This is a genomic window from Halopseudomonas sp. (assembly GCF_038130085.1).
Lineage (GTDB): Bacteria > Pseudomonadota > Gammaproteobacteria > Pseudomonadales > Pseudomonadaceae > Halopseudomonas.
On the sequence record NZ_JAYPMU010000004.1, the window covers coordinates 130,618 to 145,931 of the forward strand.

Annotated in this window: 12 protein-coding genes; 2 read left to right on the plus strand and 10 right to left on the minus strand. The window is 62.1% G+C overall.

Annotated elements, in window-relative coordinates:
- Positions 1-24: 24 nt before the first annotated feature.
- From tsaA to AAFM31_RS04860, 6 genes are all read right to left on the minus strand, one after another.
- A complete protein-coding gene (tsaA, locus tag AAFM31_RS04835; RefSeq protein ID WP_341706774.1) occupies positions 25-717 on the minus strand; it encodes a tRNA (N6-threonylcarbamoyladenosine(37)-N6)-methyltransferase TrmO in 693 nt (230 codons plus the stop codon).
- Positions 714-1,652, minus strand: a complete 939-nt coding sequence (locus AAFM31_RS04840; protein ID WP_341706775.1) for an alpha/beta hydrolase — start codon at positions 1,650-1,652, stop codon at positions 714-716. The genes tsaA and AAFM31_RS04840 overlap by 4 nt, the downstream gene beginning before the upstream one ends.
- A 97-nt stretch (positions 1,653-1,749) precedes the next feature.
- Positions 1,750-2,280 carry a DUF3299 domain-containing protein gene (locus AAFM31_RS04845; protein ID WP_341706776.1) on the minus strand — a complete coding sequence of 177 codons (531 nt, stop codon included), beginning with the start codon at positions 2,278-2,280 and terminating at the stop codon, positions 1,750-1,752.
- 78 nt (positions 2,281-2,358) lie between these two features.
- On the minus strand, positions 2,359-3,348 hold the full coding sequence (locus AAFM31_RS04850) for an HD domain-containing phosphohydrolase (protein WP_341706777.1): 990 nt from the start codon (positions 3,346-3,348) through the stop codon (positions 2,359-2,361).
- Between the two features lie 4 nt (positions 3,349-3,352).
- Positions 3,353-7,009: a PAS domain S-box protein gene (locus AAFM31_RS04855; RefSeq protein WP_341706778.1), complete on the minus strand. Its 3,657-nt coding sequence runs from the start codon at positions 7,007-7,009 to the stop codon at positions 3,353-3,355.
- A 125-nt stretch (positions 7,010-7,134) separates the two neighbouring features.
- Entirely contained in the window at positions 7,135-7,788 is a 654-nt protein-coding gene (locus tag AAFM31_RS04860) for a TetR/AcrR family transcriptional regulator (protein WP_341706779.1), read from the minus strand.
- Between the two features lie 160 nt (positions 7,789-7,948).
- Between AAFM31_RS04860 and AAFM31_RS04865 the strand changes: the two genes are divergently transcribed.
- Positions 7,949-9,169: an acyl-CoA dehydrogenase family protein gene (locus AAFM31_RS04865; RefSeq protein ID WP_341706780.1), complete on the plus strand. Its 1,221-nt coding sequence runs from the start codon at positions 7,949-7,951 to the stop codon at positions 9,167-9,169.
- A 99-nt stretch (positions 9,170-9,268) separates the two neighbouring features.
- Positions 9,269-10,237, plus strand: a complete 969-nt coding sequence (locus tag AAFM31_RS04870) for a hypothetical protein (protein ID WP_341706781.1) — start codon at positions 9,269-9,271, stop codon at positions 10,235-10,237.
- Positions 10,238-10,609: 372 nt separating this feature from the next.
- On the opposite strand, the gene AAFM31_RS04875 is transcribed toward AAFM31_RS04870, so the two are convergent.
- The 4 genes from AAFM31_RS04875 to oadA all read right to left on the minus strand — a co-directional run bounded on the left by AAFM31_RS04875 (position 10,610) and on the right by oadA (position 15,272).
- A complete protein-coding gene (locus AAFM31_RS04875; protein WP_341706782.1) occupies positions 10,610-11,692 on the minus strand; it encodes a 5-(carboxyamino)imidazole ribonucleotide synthase in 1,083 nt (360 codons plus the stop codon).
- 10 nt (positions 11,693-11,702) lie between these two features.
- Positions 11,703-12,194, minus strand: a complete 492-nt coding sequence (gene purE, locus AAFM31_RS04880) for a 5-(carboxyamino)imidazole ribonucleotide mutase (protein ID WP_341706848.1) — start codon at positions 12,192-12,194, stop codon at positions 11,703-11,705.
- Between the two features lie 164 nt (positions 12,195-12,358).
- Complete coding sequence (locus AAFM31_RS04885; protein WP_341706783.1) at positions 12,359-13,066, minus strand: carbonic anhydrase; 708 nt, start codon at positions 13,064-13,066, stop codon at positions 12,359-12,361.
- Positions 13,067-13,460: 394 nt separating this feature from the next.
- On the minus strand, positions 13,461-15,272 hold the full coding sequence (gene oadA / locus AAFM31_RS04890) for a sodium-extruding oxaloacetate decarboxylase subunit alpha (RefSeq protein WP_341706784.1): 1,812 nt from the start codon (positions 15,270-15,272) through the stop codon (positions 13,461-13,463).
- Positions 15,273-15,314 lie beyond the last annotated feature (42 nt).

Below are 15,314 nucleotides of genomic sequence, written 5' to 3' on the forward strand. Positions count from 1 at the left end.
GTATATCCCTGTGGTGATCAGATGCTAGGTCGGGGTGACGCTTAGCACGCGAATCTGGCCACTATCGGGGTAATGCCAGCGGACGTTGACGTCCCATAGCTGCACGCCGTACTCGCGTTCCGGCCCCGGCTGCTGGTACGCGGGTTTCGGATCCTGGGCGAGGCACTGCTCAATCAGCGCGATCAGCGGCTGATCCAAGCGCTCCTGCTGCTGGCGAGCCTGCTCCAGCGCAGCATCGCTCCAGCTGACCGGGATGGGGGCTGGCGGCAGCGGTGCCAGCGGGTTGACGGCATCGCTGATGGCGTCGGCATAGGGCACGTAGGGCTTGATATCGAGCACCGGGGTGCCGTCGAGCAGATCGACGCCGGACAGCAACAGGCGGCCGTTATCAATCCCCTCCAGCCGCACAACTGATTGTCCGATCGGATTAGGCCGATGGGTTGCCCGGCTGGCAAAGACGCCAATACGCTGGTTACCGCCAAGCCGCGGCGGGCGCACGCGCAGATGCTGCGGGCCGCTGGCGGCAGCGTGGAAGACGAAGATCAGCCACAGATGGCTGACGCCCTCCAGCCCTTCGAGTGCTTCCGGCTGGTTGTACGGGGGCAGCAGCTCCAGACTGGCGGTGGCCGCCGGTGCGAGCTGCGGCTGACGCGGGATGGCGAACTTTTCCGCAAAGCAGGAGTGGATGACGCCGACCGGCTCGAACTGCCAGCTCATGCTGCGGAGGAGGACAACGGCGGTATGCAGTCGGGTCGATCTGCGGTGATCAGGTGGCTGCAACCGTCGATTTCAATGATCTGCAGACTCTCCGCCTGCTGGGCACTGCGCAACATGGCGTGTGGCTCAAGGATACGGTCACGTGATGGCACCAGAATCGCGCCGCGGCGCACGTGCTGGTAGATGTCCGGGGTGTTGTTCTGCATCCAGTCGGCCAGATCAAGCATGTTGCTGACAAAGGTACTGCCGTGTTTCGGGTTGAAGGGCAGTGCCATGATCAGCTCGCGTTTGCGTGGATTGTCCAAGGGCCCGAACAGATTACGGTTGCTGGCCGAAATCGGTTGCTGCTGCCAGAGAAACAGATAGTACGGCAGAAACCAGCGGAAGAAACGGGGCACGTCACGGTAGGGCTTGCCCTGCGGCAGGACCGGCGCTTCAAGAATGACCTCGACCTGGGTGAACAGGTCGGGACGCTGACGGGCGGCTTCCAGCACGACGGCACCGCCGCGAGAGTGGCCGTGCACCCGAACCTGCGTGCCGCTGGCCAGGTGCTCCAGCGCCTGATTGAGCACCTCGGCGTCGTAGGCGATGGTACTGGGGCGCGCGCTGGGCTGGCGGATCCAGCTGGCCTTGCTGTAGCGCGGGCGGTTGACCGGGACATGGTAGTCGGCGCTGGTCAGCAGGATCAGTTGCAGCGCCGGATCGGCGTAGTGCTCGGTAAAGTAGAGAAAGTTTTCGACAAACCCCGGCATCACGATAACGCTGTGTTCGGCGTCTTGCGGACCGCTGCGGGCGATGGTTGCCTGGCCGACCTGATACAGCTCGCCGTCGAAGTCGACCGCCTGCATCTGCGGAGCCTCGCGGCGTAGCAGCCAGCGGCGCAGACTGAAGGCGATAAGCACAAACAGGCCGATCAGGCCTATCAGAATTTGCATGCTGTCCTGTCCCTTTAGGTGGAGGGTGTTGAAGCGTCAGCTTAGCGGATTCGTTGCTGGCAAGGGGCCACCCGGGTGGGGGATGGCAAGACCGCGGCTATTCCCCGTCGTAGAGCCAGACGCGCGAGGCCTGCAGCTGGTAGCTGGCATCGGCGAGCTGGTTTCTGGTCTGCTCGACCCGCAGCGTACCCTGAACCCAGAAGGCCTGGTAGATATCGTCAATGGCGATGCCGGTCGGGTAGTCGACCAGGATGATCTGGTTTGGCGGTGGCGGTGGTACGTGAATGCACGCGCCGGCGTACGGTACCAGAAAGAAGCTGGTGTAGCGGCCTTGATCGTCGGTTTCCAGCGGCACCGGGTAGCCACCGATGCGCAGTGTCTTGCCGTCATACTCGCTGACAACCTTGGTCGAGTACATGACCGCCGGCAGGCTGTTATCGCGCTGACGCAGCGAGTTGCTGAAGTTGCCCTCGGCATCCAGCCCGACACCGTGGTCGAAGTCCGGCATGTCGAGCATCGCCTGATAGTCCTCGGCCGGCAGCAGGTCGAGCCAGTCGACGGTCAGGGGCTGACTGGCGTAAGCGGGCAGGGTAATGGCGAGCAGCAACAGGGCAGAGCGCAGCAGCATGGGGATATCCACAATCCGATCAGGTGCCGATCTCAGACCGGCGATGGCGCGCAGTGTTCCACAGCGATGCCATTCTGGCTACTCGGCCCAGCGCTCGCGGATCAGGTTGATTTCATCGAGCCGGCGCAGGAAGCAGTCAACCAGCGCCGGGTCGAAGTGTCGGCCGCTTTGCTCACGGATCAGGTTGACGGCGTCTTCGACGCTCCACGCCTGCTTGTAGGGGCGCACGCTGGTCAGTGCATCAAAGACATCTGCGATTGCGACGATACGCGCTTCAATCGGAATGTCGGTGCCTGCCAGGCCAGCCGGGTAGCCGCTGCCGTCCCACTTCTCATGGTGGCCGAGGGCAATGCGGCGGGCCATCTGCAGCATGCTGGCGTCGTGTTCACCGATGATCTGCGCGCCGATCTCCGGGTGTTTCTGCATGATCTGCCACTCGGCGTCATCCAGTTTTCCCGGTTTTTGCAGGATGGCATCGGGAATGCCGATCTTGCCGACGTCGTGCATTGGCGCGGCGTGCAGCAGTTCTTCTGCTTCATCCGCACTGAAACCGGCTTCCAGGGCGATGACCCGGGAAAAGTGGCTCATGCGAATGACATGCAGACCGGTCTCGTTGTCCTTGTACTCGGCGGCCATGCCGAGGGCCTGAACGATGTTAAGCCGGGTCTGACGCAGAACCTCGGCACGCACCAGCGACAGGTGAGTGCGCACCCGCGCCTTGACGATCGGCGCGCTGACCGGCTTGGTGATGTAGTCGACGGCACCCAGCTCGAAGCCGTGGATCTCGTCCTCAACGTTGGACAGGGCGGTCACGAAGATCACCGGAACGTCGCTGGTCTGCGGGTCGCTCTTGAGTTGTGCACAGACCTCGTGGCCGGTCATGCCCGGCATCATCACGTCGAGCAGGATCAGATGCGGTCGTTCGGTGCGTGCCAGCTCCAGAGCGCGTTCGCCGTCGCGGGCGAACAGCAGACGGTAATCATCCTGCAGGATGTGCTTGAGCACATGCAGGTTGGCGGGCTCGTCGTCGACGAGCAGCAGAGTCTGGCGGGTATCCTTGAAGGGCATGCAATCAGTCTTCTGTAGTGGCAAGGCTGCGCTCGGTTTCCAGCAGCGAGATCGCAGTTGCAAAGTCAAAATCGTCCAGTGCCTGCTCCAAGGCTTGGCGTTGCTCGGGCTGCAGGGCCTTAGCCAGCTGTTGCAGCGCTTGCTCATTTACCTCACCGCGATTGAGCACGGTAATCAGCTTGTCGATCAGGGCATGTCGCTCTGCGGTCGCCAGTGACGTGCTGACTTCCCTCGAACTACGTGGAGCCACTTCCGGCAGAGCTGCCCGGGTCTGCTCTACCGCCGTCAGCAACGCCTGATGACAGGCAGACAGCTGGCGCGGATCATCCTCCGCCAACTGTTTTTCCAGCTCCGCAGCAGCCTGTTGCACGACCTGCAGCGACAGGTTGCCGGCGCTGCCGTTGATCCGATGCGCCTGAGCGCGGGCCTGATCAAAAGCCCGGCGGGCGAGGGCTTGATCCAGTTCGGCGAGGCGGCTGGGCAGCTCGGCAAAGAAGCGCTGGATCGCCTGTGCCAGCGCGTCGCGGTTGCCCCAGCGGCGTTCGCCTCCGGCCCAGTCGATCAATCTGGCGCCCGCGTCTTCCGCGATTGCTTTCGGTTCGTTGTTGCCGACCAGCAGGCCCAGCACGCGCGCGATCTCGCGTTTTAGCGCGGAACGATCGACGGGCTTGGAAGCGAAGCCCTCCATTCCGGCTGCACGGGCGGCCTGGCGATCCTTGTCCAACACGCTGGCAGTGAGTGCGATGATCGGGGTGGGTGGTTTGCCCATATTCGCTTCGTAGCGGCGAATAATGCGCGCGGCTTCGACGCCATCTACTTCAGGCATCTGCATGTCCATGAGGATCAGGTCGAACTCCTCGTCGACCACCCGCTCAAAGGCGTTCAGGCCGTTGCTGGCGCTGTATACCCGGTGACCCTCGGCACGCAGCATCACTTCCATCAACTGGATATTGTCCGGAACGTCATCGGCGACCAGGATACGCAGCGGTGGCAGCTCGAGACGGCCACTCTCAGTTCTTGCCCGCCCTGCGGCCTGCTCGTCAAGCGGCTCCAGCGGCAGTAGAACTTCAAAGGTCGAGCCTTGGTTCAGGGTGCTTTCGACGCGAATTTCGCCACCCATCAATTCGACTAGCTGACGGGCGATGGTGGTACCCAATCCGGTACCCCCAAAGCGTCGGCTCATGGAGGCGTCGGCCTGGGCAAAGGGTTCGAATATCTGCTGCACGCGTTCTGGCGCGATACCGATGCCGGTATCGCTGATCCGTATGTGAACCCGCTCCTGGTCGCCGTCGATCTGCAGGCTGACGCTGCCATGCTGAGTGAACTTGATGGCATTGCCGAGCACGTTGGTGATCACCTGCCGAACCCGCAGAGCGTCGCCGCGGTAGTGTTGCTGCTGCAGGTGATACTCGAAGTTCAGTTGCAGCCCCTTGTAGCCCGCCTCCAGCGAGAACACGTTGATCAACTGCTGGCATAGCTCAAACAGGGAGAAATCCTGCAGGTCGAGCTGCACGGCGCCTTTCTCCAGCTTGGCGGTGTCGAGGATATCGTTGAGTAGACCCAGCAGCGAGCGGGCCGACTGGTTTACGGTTTTCAGGTATTTGCGCTGGGTGCCGCTGAAGGACTCGTTCAGCAGCACTTCGCTGAAACCGATAATCGCGTTCATCGGGGTGCGGATTTCGTGACTCATGTTGGCCAGGAAGGCGCCTTTGGATTCGGCCGCGAGCTCAGCGCGCTCCTTGGCTTCAAGCAGATCGAGCTCCATGCGGTGGCGCTCGCTCAGGTCGGTGACCAGCATGATGACCTTGGCCGGATTGCCGTAGGCGTCCATGATCGGGTTGAAGTAGATCTGCGCATGGATGCTGCTGCCGTCGGCGTGTTGCAGGCTGTACTCGCCAGCTAGATACTCGCCCTCGCGAACGCGCTGCCACTGCGCCTGAGTAAACTGGTCGGGCCCGAGCAAGGATTGATAGTGGTGGCCGTCGAGCTTGTCTGCAGCGTAGCCGCAGAGTTCTAGCAGGCGAGTATTGCTGAACCGGATATGACCGTTCAGATCCAGATCAGCCATGCCCTGGGCCTGGCTGATGGCGTGGACGATGCCCTCGAACTCGGCGTTACGCAGTTTGGCTTCGGTGATGTCGATGATCACGCCGTCGATCCACTCGGGCTCGCCGTTGTCGTCAAAGATCGCGCTGGCGTATTCGGTCACCCAGCGTATGCGGCCGTCGCGGTGGAAGATACGGTATTCGAGATTGTATTTTTCCTGACGGCCAATGGCGGCCATGACGTGTTCGACCGTGAAGTCGCTGTCTGCCGGATGAATGATGTCAGCAAAGCTCAGATCGCCGGTGAGAAAGCCCTCGGTGGGCCAGCCGGTCAATTGCTCCACCGCATCGCTGATGAACAGCATGCGCCAGTCCTCGCGCGGCAGGCAGCGAAAGGTCACCCCGGGGATATTGCTGATCAGGCTGCGGTACTGTTCCTCGCGCTCCTGCAGCGAGTTCTCCAGCGCCCGGCGCTCGGTGATGTCGCTGACAAAGGCGACGAACTGGTCTTCGCCAGCAATTCTGGATTGTCCCATTGCCACTCTGACCGGGAATATCTCGCCGTCGCGGCGGCGGCACCAGCGCTCGATGTTGACGGCGATCCGATCCGGATACTGTCCCGCGTTGAACTCTTCAAGAAACTGGCGCATCAACTCGGCTGACTGATCGGCCAGCACCATCTTCAGGTGCTGGCCGATCAGTTCATGGCGCTGCCAGCCGAACATTTTCTCTGCGGCGTGGTTGACGTCACGGATGATGCCGCTGGTATCCCAACTGATGATGGCGTCGACGGCGGTATCGACAATGCCGCGGATTTGCTCCTTGCTGGCCTGCACGCGCTGGTAAAGCTGGCTGAACCGAACCATGCCGTTGATCGCGCCTACCAGCATGCCAAACACCAGAACGGCAATGGCGATCAGCAGCCCGTGGTCTTGCTGGTGGCTAAGTTCGGGGGTGTATCCGACTTCCGGTGTGCCGACAAAGCGAGCGGCAGCCATGCCGGTGTAGTGCATGGTCGATATGGCGAGGCCCATAACCACTGCAGCTACCAGCAGGCTGGTGCGGCTCTCCTGGTTCAAGCCGAAGCGGATCCACAGTGACAGTGCGGCAAGCACCACCGCGACGACAATCGAGCCAGCGAACCAGAGGGGGTCGAACAGCAGCTGCGCATTCATGCGCATTGCTGACATACCCAGATAATGCATGACGCCAATGCCTGAGCCGATCAGCACGCCGCCGATTATCAGCTCGCGCGTGCCGAGTTGCGGGCGCGCCAGCAGCAGCAGGGCAACCAGCGACGCGGCAATCGCGGGTAGCAAGGAAAGCGTCGTAATGGTGAGATCGTACTCGACGGTCAGCGGCAGCGAGAACGCCAGCATGCCAATAAAGTGCATGGCCCAGATACCACCGCCAAGCGCAATGGCGCCGCTGAGCAGTGCGCCCTGTCGGGCCAGCGGCGTCGCTGCCTTGTGCGCAAGGCCGGCAACCTGCAAGCCAAGCCAGGAGGCAGCGATGGCCATCAGGATGGAGACCAGCATCAAGGTGTGGTCATGGTGGCCATACAGCAGGGCACCCTGATGCAGGTCAGCCTGATAGAACCAGGAATGGATCGGCATGCTTCGCTCCTGACAATGCCTGACGCCTGATTGGCATCAGCAGGTACGCAGTCATCCCGCATCCGGCGTGTGACGGCACGTATGAATCATGGCGGCGTTCATTCCGGCCGTCCAGCCGGGAAAAATCAGCGCGCCTTTGCCTCAGTATCGGCCTGGCTGGTGACAACTTTAGGCGCTTGCAGCAGTGCTTGCCACTGTTGGCGGATAGTCTGCAGTGCCCGTTCGCCGCCGAGTTGGCCGCGGAACAGCAGCACGCTGCCGAGCACCGTCGCGTACTGGATCATCGCCATACCGCGGGCGCTGCCGTCCGCTACCAGTGGCTCCAGCAGGCGGGCGGTTTGCTCGACCCGGGCTTCATCCACGGCAGCGACGATATCGCGTGCGTACAAATCGCGCTGGGCGAAGTCGCGAATGGCGAATTCGACCTTCATGCGTTTGAACTCGACCGCCGGCCCCTCGAACATCAACAGCAGTACCCGCTCAACTTCCTGCTCAGGGCTCAACTGCGGATCCAGCCCCGGTTGCCAGTAGCGCAAGCCTTTCATGCGCTGGGCTTGCCACTGGTCGAGAAACAGGTGGATGAACTGCGGAAGGTCTTCGAAGTGCCAGTAGAAACTACCACGCGTCACCTTCAGGCGTTTGGCCAGCGGCAACACGCGCAACTGATCAAAGCCTCCCTCAAGAATCGCCTCGGTGGCGGCATTGAACCAGTCTTGGGGGGTCAGCACGGCACGGCCGGTAGGGCGGCCGCGGCGACCGGGTTTGCTGGCGGTGGTCATGTGATTGTTCCGGTGAATGTCTCGGCTGAGCATTATAAGTCGGACGAAGCCTGCGTCATATCTATTTCCATACACAATTGACAATACACATGTGTATTGAGATTTTGTGCTCAGGACGACTGCCATCGCAGCCGCATGATCGACACCTCAGGAGTTCGCCATGTACCACCAGACCGAACGCTCGCTGGATCTGCAGAAGCGCGTTTCCGACTTTATGGACGCGTATGTTTTCCCGAATGAGCAGCGTTACGAAGAAGAGATCCGCGCCAACGAGAAGGCCGGCAATGCCTACACCACCGTCAAGCTGATGGAGGAGCTGAAGGCCAAGGCCCGCGCCGAGGGGCTGTGGAACCTGTTTCTGCCGGAAGCCGAGCACGGCCCGGGTCTGAGCAACATGGAATATGCGCCGCTGGCCGAGTTGATGGGCCGGGTGCCGGGCATGTGGGCCTCCGAGGTGTTCAACTGCGGCGCGCCGGATACCGGCAACATGGAAGTGCTGGCCCGCTACGGCACCAAAGAGCAGCAGGAGCGCTGGCTGACGCCGCTGCTGAACGGCGAGATCCGTTCTGCCTTTGCCATGACCGAGCCGCTGGTGGCGTCATCGGATGCAACCAACGTGGAGACCCGCATCGAGCGTGATGGCGACGAGTACGTGATCAACGGCCGCAAGTGGTACATCTCCGGCGCTGCCAACGAGCGCTGCGAAATCATGGTGGTCATGGGCAAGAGCGATCCGGATAACCCGAACCGCCATCAGCAGCAGTCGATGATTCTGGTGCCGATGAACACCCCTGGTGTCACCGTGCTGCGCGATATGGGCTGCTACGGTTATATGGACCCGCCGTACGGCCACCCGGAAATTGTGTTCGAGAACGTGCGCGTGCCGGCGAGCAACATGCTGTTGGGCGAAGGCCGTGGCTTCGAGATCGCGCAGGGTCGCCTCGGCCCGGGCCGTATTCACCATTGCATGCGCGTAATCGGTCAGGCCGAGCGCGCGCTGGCGCTGATGTGTGAGCGTCTGAGCAAGCGCGTTGCCTTCGGCAAGCCGTTGTCCGAGCAAGGCGTCTGGCGTGAGCGCATCGCCGAGTCGCGGATCATGATTGATCAGGCCCGCTTCCTGGTGATGAACGCCGCGTACCTGATGGACACCGTCGGCAACAAGGTCGCGGCCAAGCAGATCGCGATGATCAAGGTCGCTGCGCCGAACATGGCCTGTCAGGTGATCGACTGGGCGATTCAGGCCCACGGTGCTGGCGGCTTCTCTTCCGACTTCCCGCTGGCCCAGCTGTATGTCTACGCCCGTCACCTGCGTACCGCCGATGGCCCGGACGAGGTACACCGTAACGCGATCGCCAAGGCAGAGCTCAAGCGCTTCCTGTGATTGCGGCAACAGCCCCGCGTGGATCGAAAGGTGCACGCGGGGCTGTTTCGTTTCAGTATTGGTCTCCCACGCATAACAACAAGAACGCAGGAGGTCATGATGACCCGAATTGAACGCACGCTGGCTGCCATTGCATGTGGCGTGTTGCTGGCGGCGCCCGTTGCTGCCGACGAGCAGGTCCGCGTGCATCCCGACCTGGTTTATGGACAGGGGTTGGTAGGTGGTGAGCAGGCGACCGAACGCCCGTTGCTGATGGACTGGTATGAGCCGCTGGCTGCGACGGATGAGCTGCGCCCGGCGGTGATTCTCGCCTTTGGCGGGTCGTTTGTTCGTGGCAGCAAGGGTGATGAGCACTTTACTGAAAATGGCGCTCAGGACTCGTCGATGGCCGACTACTGCCGGGCGTTCGCACGGCAAGGCTTCAATTGTTTCTCTATCGAATACCGTCTGGCGGGTGAGCGCCCCGTGCTGGCCAAGCCAGTTGCCGCGGACCGGCTGATGCCTGAGTCGCTGGCAGTCACCCCGCAGACCACCGCCCGTATCGACATCGCCCGTCAGGCCATCGGCCTGCCGCCGATGGATGATGCGGCGCGCGCCGAGTTCTGGCAGGCGCTGTTGAGTGCCAGTGAGGATATGGAAGCTGCGGTCAACCATGTACGCGGTAACGCGGTTCAGTACGGCGTTGACCCTGAGCGGCTAGCGCTGGGCGGCTTTTCGGCAGGTGCCATTACTGCAATTAACACAGCCTATGGCCGCCATGTACCGGTGAAGGCAGTAGTGTCGCTGTCTGGCAGTACCTGGGGTTATTTGCTGCAGGGCAACCTGCCTGCGCAGCCGCCTGCATTGCTGCAGTTGGTCGGTCAGGAAGACCTGTCAGGCGTCATCCGTGGCAGCGGCGCCGTCGCCCGGGTTCTGGACAGCGTCGGTGCCAGTCGGCAACAGGCCTGGGTGCCGGGCTTTGGTCACTTTTACCCGATGGGTGCGGTCAGTCTGGGGGATGATTTCAGCAAGTTGTCGGTTGAACAGCGGGTCGTTGGGTTTTTGCGGGAGCAGTTGAAGTCGGAGTGAGTTGTCGGGGTTTGGTGGTTTGAACTTGGATTACATGGATGATGACAATTGCACGGACCTAGTCCCCGTTTACGCGGGCGAGTAGCGCAGGGCTAACGGGAAAAAGAGTCATAGGATGTCTGAGGCTCGAAGAGCCGAGTTTTATGACTCCCCGTTAGCCCGAGCAACGCAGCGAACCCGAAGGGCCGCGTAGCCGGTTGCCCCGGGGGATCGCTAAGGGGGGCTGGGCAAGCAGCCCCCCTTGGCTCGCCGTGAGGGCGAAAGGCTGACTTGAGAGTGGCGAGATATCTGAGTAGGCACCGTTGTGCGCGGCAAACAAAAAAAGGCGCAACACCAAGTGCCGCGCCTTTCTTGTTCAACACACCAAAATCATCACTTGGCGATGAGCGCCTCAACCTTGGCGATACCGGCTTTCAGCGCCGTCATATCCGGGCAGCGCAGGGTGGCGTGGCCGACCTTGCGACCGGCCTTGAAGGCCTTGCCATAGTGGTGCAGATGGCAGTGCTCGATGGCTGCAACGGCCTCGACGGCCGGTACTTCACCGATGAAGTTCAGCATCGCGCTTTCGCCAACCTTGGCGGTTGAGCCCAGCGGCAGACCGGCGATGGCGCGCAGGTGATTCTCGAACTGGCTGCACTCGGCGCCTTCGATGGTCCAGTGACCGGAGTTGTGCACGCGCGGGGCGATTTCGTTGGCTTTCAGGCCGCCGTCGACTTCAAAGAACTCAAAAGCCAGCACGCCGACGTAGTCCAGCTTGTCGAGCACGCGGCCGACGTAGTCTTCGGCCAATGCTTGCAGCGGATGCGCGGTACTGGCGATCGACAGCTTGAGGATGCCGTTCTCGTGGGTGTTGTGCACCAGCGGGTAGAAGCGGGTTTCACCGTCGCGGGCACGTACCGCAACCAGTGATACCTCACCAGTGAAGGGCACAAAGCCTTCCAGAATGCAGGGCACGCTGCCCAGCTCGGCAAAGGCGCCAACCACGTCTTCGGGGTGGCGCAGGACTTTCTGGCCCTTGCCGTCATAACCCAGGGTGCGGGTCTTCATCACCGCCGGCAGGCCGATGCGCTTGACCGCGGCATCGAGGTTGTCCTGCGACTGGATGTCGGCAAACTCCGGAGTCGGGATGCCGAGGTCCTGGAACATCGACTTCTCGAACCAGCGATCGCGGGCGATGCGCAGTGATTCGGCGTTCGGGTAGACCGGCACGAACTGCGACAGGAAGGCGACGGTTTCGGCGGGGACGCTTTCGAACTCGAAGGTCACCACGTCTACTTCTTCAGCCAGCTGGCGCAGGTGATCGGTGTCGCTGTAGTCGGCGCGGATGTGCTCACCGAGCGCCTGGGCGCAGGCATCCGGAGCCGGGTCGAGAAACGCGAACTGCTGGCCGAGCGGGGTGCCGGCCAGTGCCAGCATGCGACCCAGTTGTCCACCACCGATGACGCCGATCTTCATATCCGATTCCTCAAGCCTGACGCGGGTCTGGGTTGTTCAGTACGTTGTCGGTCTGCTGGGTGCGGAATGCCTGCAGTGCTTCGCTGAACTGCGGGTGCTTGCCACCCAGAATACTGGCCGACAGCAGCGCGGCGTTGACCGCGCCGGCCTTGCCGATGGCCAGAGTGGCGACCGGTACGCCAGCGGGCATCTGCACGATGGAGAGCAGTGAGTCGACACCGGAGAGCATGGAGGACTGCACCGGCACACCGAGCACCGGCAGGTGGGTCTTGGCTGCGCACATGCCCGGCAGGTGGGCTGCGCCGCCAGCGCCGGCGATGATGACTTCGATGCCGCGGTCGGCCGCTTCTTCAGCGTATTGGAACAGCAGGTCAGGGGTGCGATGGGCGGAAACCACCTTCACTTCGTAGGGAATGCCAAGCTGTTCAAGCATGTCGGCCGTATGGCTCAGGGTGGACCAGTCGGACTTGGAGCCCATGATCACGCCAACCAGTGCGGTCATCTGTAGTGCCTCGCTCATCAGGGCCGCCTCGGCGGCAGAAACCAACAAGCCACGGCAGCGGACTGGCGTGGCTTGCTTGGAGAGTGCAGGTCAATGGCGACCTGCTGCTAAACAGACGGCGCAGTATACCTGTAAATATGCAAATACAGTAATGCGCCTGTCGGTTAGCTGGCGCTGCGGCTGGGGTAGCGCGCGCGCGGTGTAGCCATCGGTACCGGGCCTTCGCCGATCTGGCGGAACTCGTTGGCTTCCGCATCGTAGGCGCGGATGCGGGCGGTCTCGATGTCGTACACCCAGCCGTGGATGAACAGCTCACCGCGGGCTAGACGAGAGGCTACCGACGGGTGGGTCGCCAGGTGCTGCAGCTGGGCGATCACGTTTTCCTCGGTCATCATCGCCAGCTTATCGTCGCAGCAGTCGCAGTTGTCTTCGACTACGATCTTGGCGACCTCGGCGTGGCGCAGCCAGGCCTTAACGGTGGGCAGTGAGTCGAGGGTTTCCGGGGCCAGTACCGCTTTCATTGCGCCGCAGTCGGAGTGACCGCAGATAATGATGTGCTGCACGTTCAGCGCCAGTACCGCGAACTCGATGGCGGTGGAGACGCCGCCCATCATCTGGCCGTACGGCGGTACCACGTTGCCGACGTTACGGGAGACGAACAGGTCGCCGGGCGAACTTTGGGTAATCAGCTCGGGTGCCACACGCGAATCCGCGCAGGTGATAAACATGGCGCGGGGGATCTGTTCGTGGGCCAGCTGCTTGAACAGTTCCTGCTGTGCGGGGTAGACCTCGTTGCGGAACCGGTTGAAGCCGTCGACGATTTGCTTGAGGGCTTCTTCGGCGCTTTCGTTGCGTCTGGAGTCGTTATTCATGTCGCAGTCTCAATCATCAGTTGGGCTGTACGGATAGACGATCAGTTTTCCGGTTACGACACCGGCGCCGATAGGGTCTGTTGATGTTTCGTTCACCCGCCTGCCGGAGGCCATTTTTCGGCCAGGCAAGACGGAGGAAGCGCAGTGTAGTCGCTCTACATAAGCGACCGACAACGCAGCATGGCCGAAAAATGGCCCCGGCCCTGCGGGTTGCGCCTGTAAAACCGCCACTCTGCGTCGCTCGTCGCTTATTTGGAATGCCAAACTACGCTCCTCGCTTCTTGACTGGCGGCTTTACAGGCAGCAACAGGCAGGTGAATGAAACATCAGCAGATCCTAGGCGCCGGTGCAGTTAAATGTCAGCGGGTGTTTCCACCCGCTGTATTGCTGCGGCTCAGGCTTCGATTTCGATCAGGATCTCGCCCGGGTTAACGCGGTCGCCCTTGGCCACGTTGACCGCCTTGACGGTACCGGCGATGGCAGCCTGGATCTCGCTCTCCATCTTCATGGCTTCGCTGACCAGCACGGCCTGACCGGCCTTGACGGTATCGCCGACCTTGACCAGCACGTCGACCACGTTGCCCGGCATGCTGGTGGTGACGTGGCCCGGCTCGCTGGCCTGCTTGCGCTTGCTGCCACCTTCGCCGATGAAGGCATTCAGCGGCTCGAACACGACTTCTTCCGGCATGCCGTCGAGGCTCAGGTAGAAGTGACGCTTGCCGTCGCCCTTGACGCCGACGCCGGTGATATCAACGCGGTAGGACTCGCCGTGAACGTCGATGATGAACTCGGTCGGCACGCCTTCGCTGGCCGCGGCCGGAGCACCTTCGCCCGGTGCCGGCAGCAGTTGCTCGGGCTTGAGGGTGCCGGCTTCGCGCTCTTCAAGGAACTTGCGACCGATGTCCGGGAACATGGCGAAGGTCAGCACGTCTTCTTCCGACTTGGCCAGTGCACCGACTTCAGCGCGCAGGCGGTCCATTTCCGGCTTGATCAAGTCGGCCGGACGCACGTCGATCACCTCTTCGCCGCCGATCGCCTGACGACGCAGCTTCTCGTTGACGGTGCCCGGTGCCTGACCGTAGCGGCCTTGCAGGCACAGCTTCACCTCGTTGGTGATGGTCTTGTAGCGCTCGCCGGCCAGCACGTTGAACACCGCCTGGGTGCCGACGATCTGCGAGGTCGGGGTCACCAGCGGCGGGAAGCCGAGGTCTTCACGCACGCGCGGGATTTCCGCGAATACGTCCTGGATGCGATCCAGAGCGCCTTGCTCCTTCAGCTGGTTGGCCAGGTTGGACATCATGCCGCCCGGGACCTGGTTGACCTGCACGCGGGTATCGACGCCGGTGAAGTCGCTCTCGAACTGGTGGTACTTCTTGCGCACGGCGTGGAAGTACATGCCGATTTCCTGCAGCAGCTCCAGATCCAGACCGGTGTCGTACGGGGTGCCTTTCAGCGCGGCAACCATCGATTCGGTGCCCGGGTGGCTGGTGCCCCAGGCCATCGAGGAGATGGCGGTGTCGATGTGATCGGCGCCGTTTTCGATTGCCTTGAGCTGACACATGGCGGCCAGGCCGGCGGTGTCGTGCGAGTGGATGAACACCGGCAGGTCGAGCTCGGCTTTCAGTGCCTTGACCAGATCGCCGGTGGCGAACGGGGTCAGCAGACCGGCCATGTCCTTGACGGCGATGGAGTCGATGCCCATCGCTGCCATGTCTTTGGCCTGCTGCACGAAGGTGTCAACCGTGTGCACCGGACTGGTGGTGTAGGCGATGGTGCCCTGGGCGTGCTTGCCGGCGGCCTTGACCGCTTCGATGGCGACCTTGAGGTTACGCACGTCGTTCATGGCATCAAAGATGCGGAACACGTCGATGCCGTTCTCGGCGGCCTTGGCGACGAAGGCGCGAACCACGTCGTCGCTGTAGTGGCGGTAGCCGAGCAGGTTCTGACCGCGCAGGAGCATTTGCAGTCGGGTATTAGGCAGGGCCTTACGCAGGGTGCGCAGGCGCTCCCACGGATCTTCTTTCAGGAAGCGGACGCAGGCGTCGAAGGTCGCGCCGCCCCAAACTTCCAGTGACCAGTAGCCGACCTGATCCAGCTTGTCGCAGATCGGCAGCATGTCTTCGGTACGCAGACGGGTGGCCAGCAGGGACTGGTGGGCGTCGCGCAGGATGGTATCGGTAACGGTGATTTTGCGTGTAGTGCTCATTCTCTGTTCCTCGTCAGCGGCAAGCCATCAGCTGGCCGCCAG

What these genes read in the sequence shown, in the direction of transcription:
- tsaA (WP_341706774.1), bottom strand. Translation starts at nt 717, where the DNA reads ATGAGCTGGCAGTTCGAGCCGGTCGGCGTCATCCACTCCTGCTTTGCG.
- AAFM31_RS04840 (WP_341706775.1), bottom strand. Translation starts at nt 1,652, where the DNA reads ATGCAAATTCTGATAGGCCTGATCGGCCTGTTTGTGCTTATCGCCTTC.
- AAFM31_RS04845 (WP_341706776.1), bottom strand. Translation starts at nt 2,280, where the DNA reads ATGCTGCTGCGCTCTGCCCTGTTGCTGCTCGCCATTACCCTGCCCGCT.
- AAFM31_RS04850 (WP_341706777.1), bottom strand. Translation starts at nt 3,348, where the DNA reads ATGCCCTTCAAGGATACCCGCCAGACTCTGCTGCTCGTCGACGACGAG.
- AAFM31_RS04855 (WP_341706778.1), bottom strand. Translation starts at nt 7,009, where the DNA reads ATGCCGATCCATTCCTGGTTCTATCAGGCTGACCTGCATCAGGGTGCC.
- AAFM31_RS04860 (WP_341706779.1), bottom strand. Translation starts at nt 7,788, where the DNA reads ATGACCACCGCCAGCAAACCCGGTCGCCGCGGCCGCCCTACCGGCCGT.
- AAFM31_RS04865 (WP_341706780.1), top strand. Translation starts at nt 7,949, where the DNA reads ATGTACCACCAGACCGAACGCTCGCTGGATCTGCAGAAGCGCGTTTCC.
- AAFM31_RS04870 (WP_341706781.1), top strand. Translation starts at nt 9,269, where the DNA reads ATGACCCGAATTGAACGCACGCTGGCTGCCATTGCATGTGGCGTGTTG.
- AAFM31_RS04875 (WP_341706782.1), bottom strand. Translation starts at nt 11,692, where the DNA reads ATGAAGATCGGCGTCATCGGTGGTGGACAACTGGGTCGCATGCTGGCA.
- purE (WP_341706848.1), bottom strand. Translation starts at nt 12,194, where the DNA reads ATGACCGCACTGGTTGGCGTGATCATGGGCTCCAAGTCCGACTGGTCC.
- AAFM31_RS04885 (WP_341706783.1), bottom strand. Translation starts at nt 13,066, where the DNA reads ATGAATAACGACTCCAGACGCAACGAAAGCGCCGAAGAAGCCCTCAAG.
- oadA (WP_341706784.1), bottom strand. Translation starts at nt 15,272, where the DNA reads ATGAGCACTACACGCAAAATCACCGTTACCGATACCATCCTGCGCGAC.